Source organism: uncultured Bradyrhizobium sp., assembly GCF_936928535.1.
Classification (GTDB): domain Bacteria; phylum Pseudomonadota; class Alphaproteobacteria; order Rhizobiales; family Xanthobacteraceae; genus Bradyrhizobium.
The window spans coordinates 28,457-43,667 of sequence record NZ_CAKZHY010000142.1 but is presented as its reverse complement, the minus strand read 5'-3'; the positions used below and the strand labels follow the sequence as shown (position 1 = coordinate 43,667).

The 15,211-nt window shown below is 63.5% G+C and carries 20 protein-coding genes; 10 read left to right on the top strand and 10 right to left on the bottom strand.

Features of this window, described 5'->3' with window-relative positions; genetic code table 11:
- Positions 1-45: 45 nt before the first annotated feature.
- From Q0687_RS28000 to Q0687_RS27980, 5 genes are all read left to right on the top strand, one after another.
- On the top strand, positions 46-255 hold the full coding sequence (locus tag Q0687_RS28000; protein ID WP_298884333.1) for a DUF1289 domain-containing protein: 210 nt from the start codon (positions 46-48) through the stop codon (positions 253-255).
- Positions 252-953: a TIGR02281 family clan AA aspartic protease gene (locus Q0687_RS27995; RefSeq protein WP_298884330.1), complete on the top strand. Its 702-nt coding sequence runs from the start codon at positions 252-254 to the stop codon at positions 951-953. Before Q0687_RS28000 ends, Q0687_RS27995 begins: the two co-directional genes overlap by 4 nt.
- Positions 954-1,025: 72 nt before the next feature.
- Complete coding sequence (locus Q0687_RS27990) at positions 1,026-1,235, top strand: hypothetical protein (RefSeq protein WP_130278143.1); 210 nt, start codon at positions 1,026-1,028, stop codon at positions 1,233-1,235.
- 32 nt (positions 1,236-1,267) lie between these two features.
- Positions 1,268-1,717, top strand: a complete 450-nt coding sequence (locus Q0687_RS27985; protein ID WP_298884325.1) for a hypothetical protein — start codon at positions 1,268-1,270, stop codon at positions 1,715-1,717.
- A 40-nt stretch (positions 1,718-1,757) separates the two neighbouring features.
- On the top strand, positions 1,758-1,916 hold the full coding sequence (locus tag Q0687_RS27980; RefSeq protein WP_298884323.1) for a hypothetical protein: 159 nt from the start codon (positions 1,758-1,760) through the stop codon (positions 1,914-1,916).
- A gap of 13 nt (positions 1,917-1,929) precedes the next feature.
- On the opposite strand, the gene Q0687_RS27975 is transcribed toward Q0687_RS27980, so the two are convergent.
- The 3 genes from Q0687_RS27975 to Q0687_RS27965 all read right to left on the bottom strand — a co-directional run bounded on the left by Q0687_RS27975 (position 1,930) and on the right by Q0687_RS27965 (position 4,050).
- Positions 1,930-2,073: a hypothetical protein gene (locus Q0687_RS27975; protein ID WP_162708682.1), complete on the bottom strand. Its 144-nt coding sequence runs from the start codon at positions 2,071-2,073 to the stop codon at positions 1,930-1,932.
- Between the two features lie 292 nt (positions 2,074-2,365).
- Positions 2,366-3,127 (bottom strand): ABC transporter permease, encoded by a 762-nt coding sequence (locus Q0687_RS27970; RefSeq protein ID WP_112716691.1) that lies wholly within the window; start codon positions 3,125-3,127, stop codon positions 2,366-2,368.
- Complete coding sequence (locus Q0687_RS27965) at positions 3,124-4,050, bottom strand: ABC transporter ATP-binding protein (protein WP_298884307.1); 927 nt, start codon at positions 4,048-4,050, stop codon at positions 3,124-3,126. The genes Q0687_RS27970 and Q0687_RS27965 overlap by 4 nt, the downstream gene beginning before the upstream one ends.
- A 277-nt stretch (positions 4,051-4,327) precedes the next feature.
- Here Q0687_RS27965 and Q0687_RS27960 point away from each other — a divergent pair, with 277 nt between their 5' ends.
- Entirely contained in the window at positions 4,328-5,047 is a 720-nt protein-coding gene (locus Q0687_RS27960; protein ID WP_298884304.1) for a hypothetical protein, read from the top strand.
- Positions 5,048-5,154: 107 nt separating this feature from the next.
- On the opposite strand, the gene Q0687_RS27955 is transcribed toward Q0687_RS27960, so the two are convergent.
- Together Q0687_RS27955 and Q0687_RS27950 are read right to left on the bottom strand one after the other, a co-directional pair.
- Complete coding sequence (locus Q0687_RS27955) at positions 5,155-6,006, bottom strand: alpha/beta hydrolase (protein ID WP_298884302.1); 852 nt, start codon at positions 6,004-6,006, stop codon at positions 5,155-5,157.
- A gap of 71 nt (positions 6,007-6,077) precedes the next feature.
- Complete coding sequence (locus Q0687_RS27950) at positions 6,078-6,773, bottom strand: alpha/beta hydrolase (protein WP_298884300.1); 696 nt, start codon at positions 6,771-6,773, stop codon at positions 6,078-6,080.
- A gap of 117 nt (positions 6,774-6,890) precedes the next feature.
- Here Q0687_RS27950 and Q0687_RS27945 point away from each other — a divergent pair, with 117 nt between their 5' ends.
- On the top strand, positions 6,891-7,514 hold the full coding sequence (locus Q0687_RS27945; protein ID WP_298884297.1) for an ABATE domain-containing protein: 624 nt from the start codon (positions 6,891-6,893) through the stop codon (positions 7,512-7,514).
- Positions 7,515-7,655: 141 nt separating this feature from the next.
- Here the strand turns inward: Q0687_RS27945 and Q0687_RS27940 are convergent, their stop codons facing one another.
- The 3 genes from Q0687_RS27940 to Q0687_RS27930 form a co-directional block, all read right to left on the bottom strand.
- Positions 7,656-8,114, bottom strand: a complete 459-nt coding sequence (locus Q0687_RS27940) for a MarR family winged helix-turn-helix transcriptional regulator (protein WP_298884338.1) — start codon at positions 8,112-8,114, stop codon at positions 7,656-7,658.
- An 89-nt stretch (positions 8,115-8,203) separates the two neighbouring features.
- Entirely contained in the window at positions 8,204-8,917 is a 714-nt protein-coding gene (locus Q0687_RS27935; RefSeq protein WP_298884294.1) for an SDR family oxidoreductase, read from the bottom strand.
- A gap of 42 nt (positions 8,918-8,959) precedes the next feature.
- Positions 8,960-9,841 carry an NmrA family NAD(P)-binding protein gene (locus tag Q0687_RS27930; protein WP_298884291.1) on the bottom strand — a complete coding sequence of 294 codons (882 nt, stop codon included), beginning with the start codon at positions 9,839-9,841 and terminating at the stop codon, positions 8,960-8,962.
- A gap of 263 nt (positions 9,842-10,104) precedes the next feature.
- Here Q0687_RS27930 and Q0687_RS27925 point away from each other — a divergent pair, with 263 nt between their 5' ends.
- Positions 10,105-11,058, top strand: coding sequence for a LysM peptidoglycan-binding domain-containing protein (locus Q0687_RS27925; protein WP_298884288.1), 954 nt, complete (start codon positions 10,105-10,107; stop codon positions 11,056-11,058).
- 164 nt (positions 11,059-11,222) lie between these two features.
- Here Q0687_RS27925 and Q0687_RS27920 read toward each other — a convergent pair whose 3' ends face one another.
- On the bottom strand, positions 11,223-12,296 hold the full coding sequence (locus Q0687_RS27920; protein WP_298884285.1) for a tartrate dehydrogenase: 1,074 nt from the start codon (positions 12,294-12,296) through the stop codon (positions 11,223-11,225).
- A 289-nt stretch (positions 12,297-12,585) separates the two neighbouring features.
- Between Q0687_RS27920 and Q0687_RS27915 the strand changes: the two genes are divergently transcribed.
- Positions 12,586-13,503, top strand: a complete 918-nt coding sequence (locus Q0687_RS27915) for a LysR family transcriptional regulator (RefSeq protein WP_298884282.1) — start codon at positions 12,586-12,588, stop codon at positions 13,501-13,503.
- A gap of 38 nt (positions 13,504-13,541) precedes the next feature.
- Positions 13,542-14,366, top strand: a complete 825-nt coding sequence (locus Q0687_RS27910) for an aspartate dehydrogenase (protein WP_298884280.1) — start codon at positions 13,542-13,544, stop codon at positions 14,364-14,366.
- A 202-nt stretch (positions 14,367-14,568) separates the two neighbouring features.
- Here Q0687_RS27910 and Q0687_RS27905 read toward each other — a convergent pair whose 3' ends face one another.
- The gene (locus tag Q0687_RS27905; protein ID WP_298884279.1) at positions 14,569-15,162 is read right to left on the bottom strand and encodes a DUF4337 domain-containing protein; all 594 of its coding nucleotides are present in this window, start codon (positions 15,160-15,162) and stop codon (positions 14,569-14,571) included.
- Positions 15,163-15,211: the final 49 nt, after the last annotated feature.

Here is a 15,211-nt window from a genome sequence, read left to right as displayed (position 1 = left end):
TTCTGCGCCCTTGCCATGGCCTTGTGAAACAACGATATATCGCTCATGCAAACACCCTGCATCAACGTATGCTCGATGGACCCCGCAACCGGCTTTTGCATGGGCTGCGGCCGCACGATTCAGGAAATCGGCGGCTGGATGAGCTATTCCGATGCGGAGCGCGCCCGGCTGATGGCTGTTCTCCCCGCCCGCCTCTTCGATGGCCCCACGCAGAACGATAGCCGGCAAAATACCAACGCGAGGCACTCTGCATGACCCGCCTGACGGTCTTCCTGCTGATCATCGGCATCGGTCTTGCAATCCTTCTCTTCAACAACGGCAATGACCGGATCATGGGCATGGAAGCCGATGATTTCGGCCGCATGATCTATCTGCTGCCGATCGCGCTGATGCTGTCCGCCGGCCTATGGGCAAGCCGGCGCAATATCGGCGAGACGATGCGCAATCTGATGATCTGGCTGGTCATCATCCTGGCGCTCGCCACCGTCTATCTCTACCGGCAGGATCTGCAGGGCGTCGGCAACCGGTTGCTCGCCGGCCTCGTGCCCGGCCGCGCCGTGGTCGTTACCACCAGCGAAGGCGGCAGCGAGGTCATCCTCCACAAGCTGCTGAACGGCCATTTCGAAGCCGACGTCGCCGTCAACGGCCAGACGATCCAGATGCTGGTCGATACCGGCGCCAGCATGGTCGCGCTCTCACATGCCGACGCCGAACGCATCGGCATCATCCCCGAGAATCTCGAATACTCGATGACGGTGATGACCGCCAACGGCCGCACCCGCGCCGCCCCCGTCACCCTCGACCGCGTCTCCATCGGCCCCATCACCCGCACCGGCGTCGCCGCCAGCGTCGCCGAAGACGGCAAACTCGACCAGAGCCTCCTCGGCATGAGCTTCCTGGAGACGCTGGGCTCGATGCAGATGCAGACCGACGAGCTGCGCCTGCGGGATTGAGCCCCGCCTTTATCGGCACATCCATGGAACTTGCACGCTCCAACGGGGTTCAAACCTTGAAAGGAGGCCGTCATGGACAACCGGACCAAGGACATTGCCGACGAATATATGCGTCTCGGCGGGCATCGCCGGGCGGTGGTGGACGATAACATCGTGTCCACCCGCAGCTGGGAAGCCGACACCCCGGAGGCGGCTGCTTTCTGGAAGGCGCGCGTCGAAACGCTCGACACGGATAGCCGCAGGCAGGTCGAACTCTTTCTGCCGACCATCAACGCCAAGTGAGCGGCTGCCAGCGCGAAGAATAGGAGATCACCATGTCGAATACCGTCAGAACCGGCGGCAAGGATGCCTTCAATGGCGTCAGCCGCACCCATTTCGGACAATCCGTCGAAAGCCAGGCGCAGATGGAAGATGCCGCCCGAGAGCACGGGCATGCAACAGGCGACGAGGAGCTGAACGTCTATCGGCTGGTGCCGATCGCAGCCCCCACCGACACCAACTGGCAGAACACGCCGTCACAAGGCGAAGTGATCGTCGCGGCCCGCACGGCAGGCGATGTGCGGATCGTGGCGGCAAGCCGGGAGCTCGATTTCATGGAGATCGATTCCGCGCCCGCCGAGGATGTCACGACGATCAATGCCAGCGCCTTCCGCAACGACAAGCTTTACAGCGTCATCGAGATCGAGCATGGCCGCAGCGATCTGCAGCGCGGCGTGCTCGAAGGCGAAATCGGCGTCGGCAATATCCGCCCGACGCAAAACTGAGTTCTGTTGGCCATATCAGGCAGCCGGTAAGGACAGCGACATGCGGGGATACGGCACGTTCATTATCGGCTGCGCCGCGGGTCTGGCGGCAGCTTTCCTGCTGAACTGGCTTGTCGTGATCGAAGGCACGCTGCAGCTTCTGATCTTCGGATTGCTGCCGGCCTTCGGTGGCGCGATCCTCGAGAGATATGCACGTTAAAAGGCGGCAAGCATCAGCTCGAGGCCGAGAGCCAGAGAAAGCCGGTGCTTCCCGTGTGGCTGTCGCTCACCTTCGAATGGTTGTAGCTGACGGCAAAGGCCAGCGAGCACATCGCGACCATGAACGCGACAGCGAACAAAATTTGCAGTCTGATCATTCTCGGCGTCCGTATTCTAGTGGCGGTAGAATCTTCACCGCCGTCCGAAGACAGAAGTGAAGGAGACGCTAGCGATCCCCTCGCTTCGCAAAGCTAATTAAGCACACTAACGATAAGGTTGTCGCGTGACGGAAGCGTGACAAGGCAAGATTTCCACACGTAAACGCGAAATCACGCCACCATAGGTAAAATCTTCCTTGAGATTTCAGCTATTGCACAGCCATGCATTGCACATTTGCATCACGGCGATACGTGTCGATGTACGAATTCAACACCTGCGTGCAATTGCACCTCAGTTGCGAAGCCGGTAACCGGTCTTGAACATCCACCCAAGCGTGCCAAGGCAGATCGCCAGGAACAGCGTGATCATCGACAGGCTGATCAGCGGATTGACATCGGCGATCCCGTAGAAACTCCAGCGAAAGCCGCTGACGAGATAGAGCACCGGGTTGAAATGGCTGACTGCCTGCCAGAAGGGCGGCAGCATGTTGATCGAGTAGAAGCTGCCGCCGAGGAAGGTGAGCGGCGGCACGACCAGCATCGGGATCAGGTTCAGCTGCTCGAAATTACCCGCCCAGATGCCGATCATGAAGCCGAACAGGCTGAAGGTGATGGCGGTCAGCAGGAAGAACAGGATCATCATGAAGGGATGCTCAATGCGCACCTCCACGAAGGCATTGGCCGTCAGCAGAATGATCAGCCCGATCAGCAACCCCTTGGTCGCAGCGGCCCCGACATAGCCGAGCAGGATCTCGGTCATCGCCACGGGCGCCGACAGCACTTCGTAGATCGTCCCGGTGAATTTCGGGAAATAGATGCCGAAGGAACCGTTGCTGATGCACTGGCCGAGCAGCGTCAGCATGATCAGGCCGGGCGTGATGAAGGCCCCGTAGGAGACGCCCTCCACCGTCTGGATCCGCGAGCCGACGGCTGCACCGAAGACGATGAAATAGAGCGAGGTGGAGATGACGGGAGACACGACGCTCTGCAGCAGCGTGCGGCGCGTGCGGGCCATCTCGAAGAAATAGATGGACTTGATGGCTTCGATATTCACTTGGCGCCTCCCACGAGTGCCACGAAGATATCCTCGAGCGAGCTCTGCCGCGTCGAGAGATCCTTGAAATGGATGTTGTCGGCCGAAAGCCGGGTCAGGAGCGCTGCTATGCTTTCCTGCTCGTTATGCGCGTCGAAATTATAGACCAGCCGCGTGCCGCCCTGTTCGAGCGACAGGCCGTTTCCGGCAAAATGCTCCGGCAGTTTGTCGAGCGGCTCGGCGAGTTCGAGGATCAGCTGCTTGCGGCCGAGCTTGGCCATCAGCGCCGCCTTCTCTTCGACGAGCAGCAGCTTGCCGCCATTGATGACGCCGACGCGATCGGCGATCTCCTCGGCCTCTTCGATGTAATGCGTCGTCAGGATGATCGTCACGCCGGATTCGCGCAGCTGCTCGACGACGCGCCACATATCCTTGCGCAGCGTCACGTCGACGCCGGCGGTCGGCTCGTCGAGGAACAGGATTTCCGGCTCGTGACTCAGCGCCTTGGCGATCAGCACGCGCCGCTTCATGCCGCCCGAAAGCTGGCGCAGCGTGTTGTCCTTCTTGTCCCAGAGCGAGAGGTCCTTGAGCACCTTCTCGATATGATCGGGGTTCTTCGGCTTGCCGAACAGGCCGCGGGAGAAGCTCACTGTCGCCCACACGCTCTCGAAGGCGTCGGTATGCAATTCCTGCGGCACCAGGCCGATCAGCGAGCGGGCCTTGCGGTAGGAGGTCTGTATGTTCTCGCCGCCGACGAGGACCTTGCCTTCGCTCGGATTGGCGATGCCGCAGATGATCGAGATCAGCGTGGTCTTGCCCGCGCCGTTCGGCCCGAGCAGCGCAAAGATCTCGCCGCGCTTGATGTCGAGATTGACGTTCTTGAGCGCCTTGAAGCCGGACCCATAGGTCTTCGACAGGTTGGCGACGGAAATGATGGAGGACATGAGGGCCGCTGAGGGGGGGTGGGGGATGCACCGGAACTGCACCTGGCGGGCCGTCCGGCGGACCCCCGAAATAGGAATGGCTTTGGCCGGTCGCAATCGCCTGGGGAAAAATGGTCTCAAAACCGGCCATTTGGTGGTAGGTTTCGGTCAGGTGTTGCGCGATGGTCACGGATTGCAGCGAAGATGGCCGTTCACGCGGCTCTTAGTTGCGTCTGCGAGCAGGCCGTTGCTACGATTCCGGCCAATCGCAAAGCGGATGTCCCCAGGGAAAACATCAATGAGACTGAACGGCCGTCACACCGCCGGTGCAAGCCAGTTGCCCGCCCTCCGCGTGTGGGCGATCTGCCTGCTCCTGCTGTCAGTTGTTGCCATGAGCCCGGCCCCTGCCAGGGCGGCGCCGAGCCAGGCGGCTGCGACGACGCACGTCTATCTGCTCCGCGGCGTGCTCAACATCTTCTCGCTCGGGCTCGACACGATCGGCGCCCGCCTTCAGGCGCAGGGCATCCCGGTGACGGTCGCGAACTTCGTGTCCTGGTCCTCGCTCGCCGATGAGGCCGCGACCGAATACAGGGCGGGCCGCATCAAGACCATCGTCCTGGTCGGTCATTCCTCGGGCGCGACCGCGCTGCCCGACATGATCGCCAAGCTCAATCATCTCGGCGTGCCAGTGAAGCTCGCGATCGGCCTCGACTCCGTGTTCAAGACCAAGCTCTCGACCGGCGCCGATCGCTACATCAACATCTATATCGGCGACGGTCCGGGCGAGCCGGTGCGCGCCGCGGCCGGCCTGCGCGGCAAGCTCGACAATGTCGACGTGCGCGGCAGCGGCGTCGGCCACATCACCATCGACAAGAACGAGGCAATTCAGCGCCGCGTCATCGCCGAGATCGACGCCGCGATCGCCCGCTCGCGCGGTCCGGCTGTTCAGATTGCCGAACCCGCGGCGGCTCCGCGAGCAGCGCGCGCGGCGGCCGCAACGGCGCCTGCGAGGAACTGAGACCTGGCGCCAGCAAATGCTGATCTGACCGTGCCGCCGCCGACTTGATTGTCGACGGCGGCATTGTCTTGTCCGCGCTGCCCGTCCGCCGCAGCGGACCGCTCTCGCTAGCTCAGGAAGCCGCGGATGGCATCCGCGATCTCGCGTGCATGGGTCTCCAGCGCGAAATGTCCGGTGTCGAGGAATTTCACCACGGCGTTCGGATTGTCGCGCCGGTACGCTTCTGCGCCGGGCGGGATGAAGAACGGATCGTTCTTGCCCCAGACGGCGAGAAGAGGCGGCTTGTGCTTGCGGAAATACTCCTGGAAGGCCGGATAGAGCGCGACATTGCTCTTGTAGTCGCCGAACAGGTCGAGCTGCACATCGTCCGAGCCAGGGCGTGCCAGGTAGAAATTGTCGAGGTTCTGGCCATCCGGCGATACGGCCGTCGGATCGGGGACGCCGTGCGTATACTGCCAGCGTGTCGCATCCGGTGTGAGGAAGCCGCGCAGTGCCTCGCGATTGGCGGGTGAGGGATCCTGCCAATAGGCCTTGATCGGAGTCCAGCCATCGCTGAGGCCGTCCTCATAGGCATTGCCGTTCTGAGAGATGATCGCCGTGATCCGTTCGGGATGGCTGAGCGCAAGCCGGAAGCCGGTCGGCGCGCCGTAGTCGAAGACGTAGACTGCGAAACGGTCGAAGCCGATCACCTCGGTGAAGCGCTCGATCACCCGTGCGATGTTGTCGAACGTGTAGCTAAAGCGCTCGCGCGAGGGAATGTCGGACTGGCCGAAGCCGGGCAGGTCGGGCGCGACGATGTGAAACTTGTCGGCCAGCAGCGGGATCAGGTCGCGGAACATGTGACCTGCGCTCGGGAAGCCGTGCAGCAGCAGAAGCTTCGGCGCGCCGGCGCGGCCCGCTTCGCGATAGAACACCTTGAAGCCGTCGACGTCGGCTGTGCGATATCTGGTGGAGGTCATGATAGTCTCCGTCACTGGTGATTGCTGTGCTGTCTTGGTGAGATGAGATCCGACGCTCGGGCGGTGGCGTGCTACTTGCCATCCGCGGCATGCACCGCGTCCCGAATGATGTCGGCGACGGCCCTGGGTGCGGTGACACCAGGTGTGTGATCGACCGCGAGCGTGCGGATGTTCGCCTTCATGCGCTCCGCCACGAAGCGCTGCGTCTCCGGAACGATCATGCGATCCTGCTCGGCAATCAAGAACCAGCTCGGAAGGTTGTTCCAGAGCGGGCGGCCCGCCGGGACCGTGATGCAGTTCACCGAGATCGGCCGCTGCACGGCAGCCAGCACTGCATGATCTTCCGCGGTGGCGTTCTGGGCGAAGGCTGCGGCGAAGGCGTCCTCGGGCAACCAGATCAGGCCGTTATCGTCAGGCGCGAGCTTAGGGGCCTGTGGGTGCGAGGGCAGGCGGTAGAACACGTCCGCAACCTTCTCGCCTTCGTCAGGCGCCAGCGCCGCCACATAGACAAGCGCCTTCAGGCGCTCGGGGCGTGCGAGCGCGATCACGGCACCGGCATAGGCATGTCCGGCAAGCACAATCGGGCCGGCGGTGCGATCCAATCTGCGGTTGAGTGCGGCGACATCGTCCGCAAGCGAGGTCAGCGGCAGCGGCGCCGCCCGCGCCTTGATGCCCTCGGCAGCAAGCGCCGTGATGACCCGCGCCCAACTCGACCCGTCCGCCCACGCGCAGTGGGCCAGGACCACCGTGACGTCGCTCTTGGCCATCGCTGTATCCATTGTAACCTGTCTAATCGACTTAAATAGGTTACACATGCGTCTCGTAACTTGTCAATCGGCTTTTTATAGGTTACGTTAGCGCTGTTTCCGGCTGGGGAGCCACACGTGCAAAACAGACCGCCTGCCATATTCATCGCGGACTCGCTTGGTCTCGATTTCCTGAATTCGATCGCGACGCCGGTCGATACGCCCGTCGACTGGATCGCCGATGGCGACGGGCTGATCGATTGGCTGGCGCAGGCGAAGCTGGTGCCCACGGACGAACTGGAGGCGCTGAGCGCACGCGCCAGGCCTGGTGAGTTGGACAAGGTCGCGGATCAGGCGCGGGCCTTGCGCGAATGGTTCAGGAGCTTTGTCCGCACGCACGCGGGTCGGCCGCTCGCAGCGACGGCCCTGAAGGAGCTCGGTCCGCTCAACAATCTTCTGGAACAGGACGAGATCTTCCGCCGGATCGAGCCGCGGCACGACGACGGCCATCATGGGCTCATGCTGCGGACGACGCGGCGCTGGCGATCACCGGAGTCGCTGATGTTGCCGATCGGTGAGGCGATGGCGAAATTCGTCTGCGACGAAGACTTTTCGGACGTGAAAGCGTGCGAGGGCCATAACTGCACGATGCTGTTCGCCGACCACACGCGCAGGCGCGCACGGCGATGGTGCATCATGGCGGTCTGCGGCAATCGCGCCAAGCAGGCCGCGCATCGGAGCCGGCTCAAGAGCAAGCAGTAAATCGATGGCAGCGATGATGGGAAGGGCGAGATCCGGTCTTGTTGACCGGGCCTCTTCACTCGATGCCCACTTCAAGTGTGTCGGCTTCTCGCTCGGCGCCCGCCGGCATCAATTGTGATCGCGTCCTCGGATAGCGCCGTTTCAGTCCTCGGATGAGCCAGGCTTGAGGTCGCCGACGGCCATGTCGCGCAAGGCTCCCCGCAGCACGGCGACATTTTTCGCGCCGTTCAACTGCTCGAACTCCCGCTGGGCGCGCTGCCAAAGCGGGGCGGCCTTGTCGTGAAGACGCCGCCCCGCTTCGGAGAGCTCGACCAGGCGGCTTCGCCCGTCGGTCGGCGAGGGCCGCACTTTGACGAGACCGTCACGCTCCAGGAAGCCGACCATCTTGCCCATCGCGGTACGTTCGATGTCGAGCTGCTCGGCGAGCATATTGACCCCCGCGCTTCCGAGCTCGTTCAGGGCCGAGAGGGTGAGGAATTGGGTGATGCGCAGGCCGATCGGCTCGAGATGCGCATCGTAGAAGCGCGAGATCTGCCGGTTGGCCTTCCTCAGGGCGAAGCAGTTGCATTGATTGATCCCAAGAGGCCTGGTCACCGGCATCGTCTCCCTGTCGTCGTCGATTCTCATCGACGGCCCGCGCCGCGAATATAGGCGCGGCGCGGGCGCAGCGATATTCTCAAAACCCTTCCTCAAAACCCCTGTGGCGGGGTGATGTAACCGGGCTCTTCGGCTGCAAGCGTGCTCTTCAGCGCCACCGTCCCCGTGTCGGCCATCACTTCGCTCTTGCCCGCGGCAAGCGCGTCATAGGTCTGGCTCACCACGTCTGCGGGATTCGCTTTCGGCACGTCAAGGCCGTTGGTCAGGTCAGTATCGATGAACCCGACATGCAACCCAAGAACCTGGACGCCGCGCTCGCGCAGGTGAAAGCGAAGCTGGTTGGTATAGCTCCAGGCCGCCGCCTTCGATGCGGCGTAGGGCGCCAGGATCGGCCGCGGCAGCCAGACGATGTCGGAGAGCACGTTGATGATCGCGGCCTTCGGCTTCGTCGACAATCCCGGCTCGAAGGCCTGCGTGACGCGCACGACACCGTAATAGTTGGTGTCGAACATGCGGGCCGATTGTGCCGCGACGTCGGCCGACAAGGGGTTGTCGATCAAAGCGGCGATGCCGGCGTTGTTGATCAGCACCGTCGTATCGGCCGCGAGTTCGGCGGCGGCCGCGATCGATGCCGGATCGGTCACGTCGATCTTGACCGGGATGATGCCGGGTTCATTGAATCCGCCGGTCTTGCGCATGCCTGCGTAGACTTTCGCGGCTCCGCGGCGACGCGCCTCGCGTGCAAAGGCGAGACCCAGGCCGCGATTGGCGCCAGTGATGAAGACGGTTGCGTTCTTGATGTCCATGACGATGTTCCTTTGCGTTCAGGGGAAAAAAGTTGGTTGTGTTCAGGTGAACACCGCGCGGTTTTGCGCGATGAATTGCCGGACCGTGAGCGGCGGCGTTCCCGTGATCGTCTGGACGACATCGTTGGTGCCCGAGAAGATTCCGTCGCGGTAATTCTGGGCGACTTCGACCAGGTGCTGCACCAGGAACGGAGGAAACTTGTAGAGCTTCTCCATCCTCTCCTTGAACGCCGCGATCGACGTCGGCGCGTAGTCGATCCTCGCGCCGAGCACTTCGCTCATCTCGGCGGCAATCTCGGTGTGGTTGATCTCCACCGGACCGTACAGCGGATAGACCTTGCCTTCGTGCCCTTGCGGCTTGGCCAGGAGGTGGGCGATAACACGACCCTGATCGTTGCTGGCGATCGGCGCGTGGCGTCCGTTCTCAAACGGAAATTCGATCTTCTTCTTTGCCCAGATCTCCTTGCCGAAATGCGGGTAGACCAGCCAGTCGGCAAAGAAGGTCGGGCGCAGATGCGTCGCCGCGACCCCTGACCAGTCGAATACGCGCTCCGAAATCCAGTGGTCCTGTGCCGCATGGCTCGCCGATTCCCGGTATGCCGAAATCTGCGACATGTTCACGATCGCGCTGACGCCGGCTTCCTTCGCGGCCTGGGCGAAACAGGCGGCTGCGCTGATGATTCCCGGCGCGATCGGATGAAGGAAATAGGCGGATCGGATGCCCTCCATGGCGGCGCGAATGGCGTCGATATCGGTGAAATCGCCGATCGCGATCTCGACGCCGCGCTGCCTCAGCGCAGCCGCGCGCTCGCCGTCCGTGCGCACATAGGCGCGCACCGTCTTGCCCATCTTCAGCAGTTCGTCGACCGCGGCTCCTCCAGTGCGTCCGGTTGCACCACTGACCAGAATGCTTGCTTCGCTCACGATACCGCTCCTCTGCCGATCTGAGAGCATATGCTCTTATGTCGATCAAAGTACGTGCATGTGCTCTTAAATCAAGATGCTTCTTCCGGTTGGAGCAGGCGGGCGGTTCACATCGTCGTGTGCCGCGCACCCCGCCACGACCTGGGCCAGGGTCAAGGAAATGGCCGCAACGGCTTGATCTGTGCCCCAAATTCCGCTCAATCGCTGGTCACTAAGCGCCGCAATGGAGGCCCTTGCCTCCTGTGGTAGGACTGCGGGACTTGATGATTGATCCAAGGCGACTTGTGGTGCTGGCAGCTCTTGTGCTGCTCGCCTTGAACCCCGGTCTGGCCGCAGCTTCGCCCGCCAAGCCGAAGCCGGCTGCGAGCCCGGCGATTGCGCCGCCGCCCCCTGCGCCGCCGGTCGAGCCGCTGCCGCCGCCGAAGATCTATCTGTTTCGCGGCGCCATGGGGCCGATCTTCTCGACTGGCATCGACCGGCTCAGCGAGAAGCTGACAGCGGCTGGCTTCTCCGCCGACGTCTACGAATTCACCTTGTGCCGGCTGATCGGCAACCGCGCCATCGCCAGCTACAAGGAGAGCCCGGCACCGATCGTGCTGATGGGCCATTCGATGGGCGGGCTGTGCTCGGTGCTCATTTCCGAGATGGCGGCCAAGGAGAACATCCCGATCAGCCTCGTCATCACCATCGATCCCGCGCACGCGACCGATGACGTGCCGCTCAATGTCGAGCGCTTCATCAACATCTTCCTGTCCGACAGCGTGCTCGGCGGCGGCGATGTGGTGGCGGTGCCCGGCTTCCACGGCCATTACGCGAGCTACGATCTGAAACTGAACAAGCGCGTCTCGCACATCAACATCGAGAAGTCGGACGACATCCACCGCCAGATCGTCGAGATGGTGACGCAGTTGCCGCGCATTCAGGCGGTGCAGACCGAGGCCGATGCGGTGCCGCTGCGTTATCAGGTCCCCGGCGACACGCTGGTCGAATTGTGGGACAGCGGGGTGCGCATACCGGTCCGCGCCGGCGATACGATGGAGAGCATTGCAGCGGCGCATCGCGTGCCGGTCTGGACCATCGCGCAGAGCAACTCGCTTGCCGAGAACGCGACGCTCACGCCGGGACAATCGATCGTCGTTCCCAGGCATCTGACGCCGCCCGATGTCGCAGCCGCGATGGCGGTGCCGCCGCCAGCGGCGCCTGCGAAGCGGAAGTAGGCTTTCGTTTTACCTCTCCCCGCTTGCGGCCGCTTGTGGGGAGAGGTCGGATCGCTCTTGCGATCCGGGTGAGGGGGTACAGGTCTCTCGACAATCTCACGTGCGGAGAGAGGCCCCTCACCCAACCCTCTCTCCGCAAGAACGGGGCGAGGGAGTAAACTCACTCAGACATTCGAGCCGTGGATCGCGTCGATCACGGCATCGGTCACTTCCCTCGTCGTCGCCTTGCCGCCGACATCGGGCGTCAGCACGCCGGCCGCGCAGACTTGCTCGACGGCCTTCATCAAACGCGCGGCGGCATCCTTCTCGCCGAGATGCTCCAGCATCTGCACGCCGGTCCAGAATGTCGCGACGGGGTTGGCGATGCCCTTGCCGGTGATGTCGAAGGCCGAGCCGTGGATCGGCTCGAACATCGAGGGAAAGCGGCGCTGCGGATCGATGTTGCCGGTCGGTGCGACGCCGATACTGCCCGCGAGCGCACCGGCGAGATCGGAAAGGATGTCGGCGTGCAAATTGGTCGCCACGATGGTGTCGAGGCTCTTCGGATGCAGCGTCATGCGCACGGTCATGGCATCGACCAGCATCTTGTCCCAGGTCACGTCGGGGAATTCGGTCGCGACCTCGGCGGCGATCTCGTCCCACATCACCATGCCATGGCGCTGCGCGTTCGACTTGGTCACCACGGTCAGGAATTTGCGCGGACGCGACTGCGCGAGCTGAAATGCATAGCGCATGATGCGCGTGACGCCGACGCGGGTGAACACCGCCACTTCCGTGCCCACCTCTTCCGGCAGGCCCTTGTGCGCACGGCCGCCCATGCCGGCATATTCGCCTTCCGAGTTCTCGCGCACGATCACCCAGTCGAGATCGCCGACGCCGACATTGCGCAGCGGCGAGGCCACACCCGGCAGGATCTTGGTCGGCCGCACATTGGCGTATTGGTCAAAGCCCTGGCAGATCGGCAGGCGCAAGCCCCACAGCGTGATGTGATCGGGCACATCAGGCGCGCCGACAGCGCCGAAATAGATCGCGTCGAACTTCTTCAGTTCGGTGAGACCGTCGGCGGGCATCATCACGCCATGCTTCTTGTAATAATCCGAGCCCCAGTCGAACGTCTTGACGTTGAAGGCGATGTCGCCGCTGCGCTTGGCCAGCGCCTCGAGCACGCGGACGCCGGCCGAGATCACCTCGGGGCCGATGCCGTCGGCGGGAATGGCTGCGATCGAATGGGTACGCATGGGAAGTGCTCCGTTAGAGATGTCAGAGGGATGGGTCCGTCGGAAGCGAGTCTAGGCGGGGCCGGGAGGCAGACTCAATTGGCGCTGGTTTATACAAAAAAATGATATAATCCTCGTGAGGAAGTCGCCCACTACGTCATGGCCGGGCTTGTCACGCCTGCGCGGCCGAAGCCGCTTCGGCGAGGCGAAGGCCCAGCCATCCACGTCTTGCCACGCGGCAGGAAGAAGGTGGATGCCCGCGACAAGCGCGGGCATGACGATCTCCCCAGGCGAGACGAGAGGACATTGAATGGAATTGCATCAGCTCCGGTGCTTCGTGGCGGCGGCCGAGCAGCTGCATTTCGGCCGCGCGGCGCAGCATCTCCAGATGCTGCCGTCCGCGCTCGGGCGCCAGATCAGGTTGCTGGAAGAGGATCTGGGAACACGGCTGTTTGCGCGCACGACCCGCACCGTCTCGCTCACCGAGGACGGCACGACGCTGCTGCGCGACGCTCGCGCCATCCTTGCCAAAGTCGAGGCGGTCGAGACCAATTTGCGCAACCGCTCGCGTACACGCGCTGCACGGCGGCTGCGAATCGGCGCCATCGACAGCGCCGCCTCCGGGCTGCTGCCGCTGTTGTTGCGCGACTTCCGCACCAAGCATCCTGAAATCTCGGTGCAGCTTCTCGAGGACAAGACTATCCGGCTATTGCCAAAGATTCTGACCGGCGCGCTCGATCTCGCCTTCGTCCGTCCGTCCGACCGGGCGGACAAGCGGCTGGAGTTCCTTCCTCTGCTTCAGGAGACCGCGATCGTGGCCTTTCCGCAACGCCATGCGCTCGCCGCACGCAAATCGGTCACGCTGGCCGATATCGCCGATGAGTTGTTGCTGGTGCCGGATCGTCGCTCGCGGCCGTACAGCCACGACCTCACGACAAAACTGTTCGAGCAGGCTGGGTTGACGCCGCGCATCCTGCAGGTTGCCGACGAGAAGCAGACCATCATCAACCTCGTGGCAACGAAGCTCGGCGTAGCGATCGTGCCGCGCTGGACCACGCGCATGGCGGTATCAGGCGTACGCTTCGTGCCGCTGCGGCCGAGGCAGAGCGGTCCGGTCGGCCGGCTGCCGCTGGCGGCAGCCTGGCTGCGCGGCTCGCGCGATCCGGCCCGCGATGCCATGCTGGCAGTGCTGGAGGCGCGCCTGCGCTTCTATGCGCGGGAGGCGTGAGCGGCTATGACGTAGGTTTGGACGAAAGGTGAGATGCGATGAGCGGACAGAACGCTTCGAACGAATTGCGGGTGGCCATCGCGGGGCTGGGCTCGATCGGTACCAAGATCGCGACCGCGCTCGATCAGGGCATCGAGGGGCTGACGCTGTCGGCCGTGGCCGTGCGCGATCCCGCCAAGCATCAGGCGTTTCTGGCCGGCCTGCGCCATCAGCCGCAAATCCTGCCGATCGACCGGCTCGGCGAGGCCACTGACATCGTGATCGAATGCGCGCCGAGCAGCCAGTTGCGCGCGATCGTCGAGCCCGCGGTGAGGCGCGGTAGAGCCGCCGTCGTCGTCAGCGTCGGTGGGCTGCTCGACAATTTTGACCTGGTCGATCTCGCGCGCGCCAATGGCGGTCGCATTCTCGTGCCGACGGGCGCGCTGATCGGGCTGGACGCGGTCAACGCCGCCGCGGTCGGCACCATTCATTCGGTGAAGATGGTGACGCGCAAGCCGATCGATGGCTTGAGGGGCGCCCCGTTCATCGTTCAGAACAACATCGACATCGACAAACTGCGCGAGCCGCTGAAGCTGTTCGAAGGCAGCGCGCGCGATGCGGCGAAGGGCTTTCCCGCGAACGTCAATGTCGCCGTTGCGCTGTCGCTGGCCGGTATCGGTCCGGATCGCACCCAGATGCAGGTCTGGGCGGACCCCACCGTGACGCGCAACGTTCATCGTATCGAGGTCGAGGCGGATTCAGCGCGATTCTCGATGGGGATCGAAAACATCCCGTCCGAAAATCCCAAGACCGGGATGATCACCGCGCTGTCCGTGATCGCGCTGCTGCGCAAGCAGCGCGCCACGTTGGCGGTCGGGACGTGAGGGTGAGGTTGCTGTGCGGGGATGGCGGTGCGCTCTATCACCGTCACCCTGAGGTGCTCGCCTCTTCGGCGAGCCTCGAAGGGCGACGGCCCGACTTTCTCCGTGCGGTTACATCGTGGCCGTCCATCCTTCGAGGCTCCTGGCGCGATGCTTTGCATCGCGCCACTCGCACCTCAGGATGACGGGACTAGCGCCGAATTCCTCACCCGTGCAAATGCAGCAGATGCGGCGCCCATGCGCCGAGCACGGTCATGCCGAGGCCCGCGAGTGTCAGCAGTCCCGCGATCCAGGCGAGCGGCAGCATGCCGGTGATGATGGTCGCCGATGCCAGCACGATGCCGATCTGGAACGCGGCGGAGGCCAGCTCGAAGTGATGGTATTTCGCGGTCGCCTCGTCGCGCTGGTGCTCGGCTTCCTTGGCCTTCTCGGCGAGCTGCTCGGTGCCTTCGCCGGTCTCGGGCTCGGAGCGGTAGCGCGCCGCGGTCTTCTGCCAGTCGTCGATCTGCTTCTGCACCGTGGCTTTCATCGCGTCGTCGGTGGCAGCGCCGAGCGTCAGCTTGCCCTGGTCGGCGGCGGTCTGGACGACGGTGCGGCGGATGCTCTTGGCCTGGAAGAACGCCCAGAGGTTGGAGGCCTCGACATTCTTGCTGATCGACTCGGTCTGGGCACCCTTGCCGAGCGTCTCCGAGATCGCCAGGAACAGCGCCAGCACAGCAATCAGAAGGGCGATCTTCTTGTTCTCGCCGGATGCGTGCTCGGCATGCTCGGCGTGCTCCATGCTCTCGTGTGCGCTCATGAGTCCCTCCCTGTCTCGGTTCCCCACGATTGACCGAACCGCGGGTACG

Excerpts from the sequence above, each read along its gene's own strand:
- Q0687_RS28000 (WP_298884333.1), top strand. The coding sequence starts at position 46 with ATGCAAACACCCTGCATCAACGTATGCTCGATGGACCCCGCAACCGGC.
- Q0687_RS27995 (WP_298884330.1), top strand. The coding sequence starts at position 252 with ATGACCCGCCTGACGGTCTTCCTGCTGATCATCGGCATCGGTCTTGCA.
- Q0687_RS27990 (WP_130278143.1), top strand. The coding sequence starts at position 1,026 with ATGGACAACCGGACCAAGGACATTGCCGACGAATATATGCGTCTCGGC.
- Q0687_RS27985 (WP_298884325.1), top strand. The coding sequence starts at position 1,268 with ATGTCGAATACCGTCAGAACCGGCGGCAAGGATGCCTTCAATGGCGTC.
- Q0687_RS27980 (WP_298884323.1), top strand. The coding sequence starts at position 1,758 with ATGCGGGGATACGGCACGTTCATTATCGGCTGCGCCGCGGGTCTGGCG.
- Q0687_RS27975 (WP_162708682.1), bottom strand. The coding sequence starts at position 2,073 with ATGATCAGACTGCAAATTTTGTTCGCTGTCGCGTTCATGGTCGCGATG.
- Q0687_RS27965 (WP_298884307.1), bottom strand. The coding sequence starts at position 4,050 with ATGTCCTCCATCATTTCCGTCGCCAACCTGTCGAAGACCTATGGGTCC.
- Q0687_RS27960 (WP_298884304.1), top strand. The coding sequence starts at position 4,328 with ATGAGACTGAACGGCCGTCACACCGCCGGTGCAAGCCAGTTGCCCGCC.
- Q0687_RS27955 (WP_298884302.1), bottom strand. The coding sequence starts at position 6,006 with ATGACCTCCACCAGATATCGCACAGCCGACGTCGACGGCTTCAAGGTG.
- Q0687_RS27950 (WP_298884300.1), bottom strand. The coding sequence starts at position 6,773 with ATGGCCAAGAGCGACGTCACGGTGGTCCTGGCCCACTGCGCGTGGGCG.
- Q0687_RS27940 (WP_298884338.1), bottom strand. The coding sequence starts at position 8,114 with ATGCCGGTGACCAGGCCTCTTGGGATCAATCAATGCAACTGCTTCGCC.
- Q0687_RS27935 (WP_298884294.1), bottom strand. The coding sequence starts at position 8,917 with ATGGACATCAAGAACGCAACCGTCTTCATCACTGGCGCCAATCGCGGC.
- Q0687_RS27925 (WP_298884288.1), top strand. The coding sequence starts at position 10,105 with ATGATTGATCCAAGGCGACTTGTGGTGCTGGCAGCTCTTGTGCTGCTC.
- Q0687_RS27920 (WP_298884285.1), bottom strand. The coding sequence starts at position 12,296 with ATGCGTACCCATTCGATCGCAGCCATTCCCGCCGACGGCATCGGCCCC.
- Q0687_RS27915 (WP_298884282.1), top strand. The coding sequence starts at position 12,586 with ATGGAATTGCATCAGCTCCGGTGCTTCGTGGCGGCGGCCGAGCAGCTG.
- Q0687_RS27910 (WP_298884280.1), top strand. The coding sequence starts at position 13,542 with ATGAGCGGACAGAACGCTTCGAACGAATTGCGGGTGGCCATCGCGGGG.
- Q0687_RS27905 (WP_298884279.1), bottom strand. The coding sequence starts at position 15,162 with ATGAGCGCACACGAGAGCATGGAGCACGCCGAGCATGCCGAGCACGCA.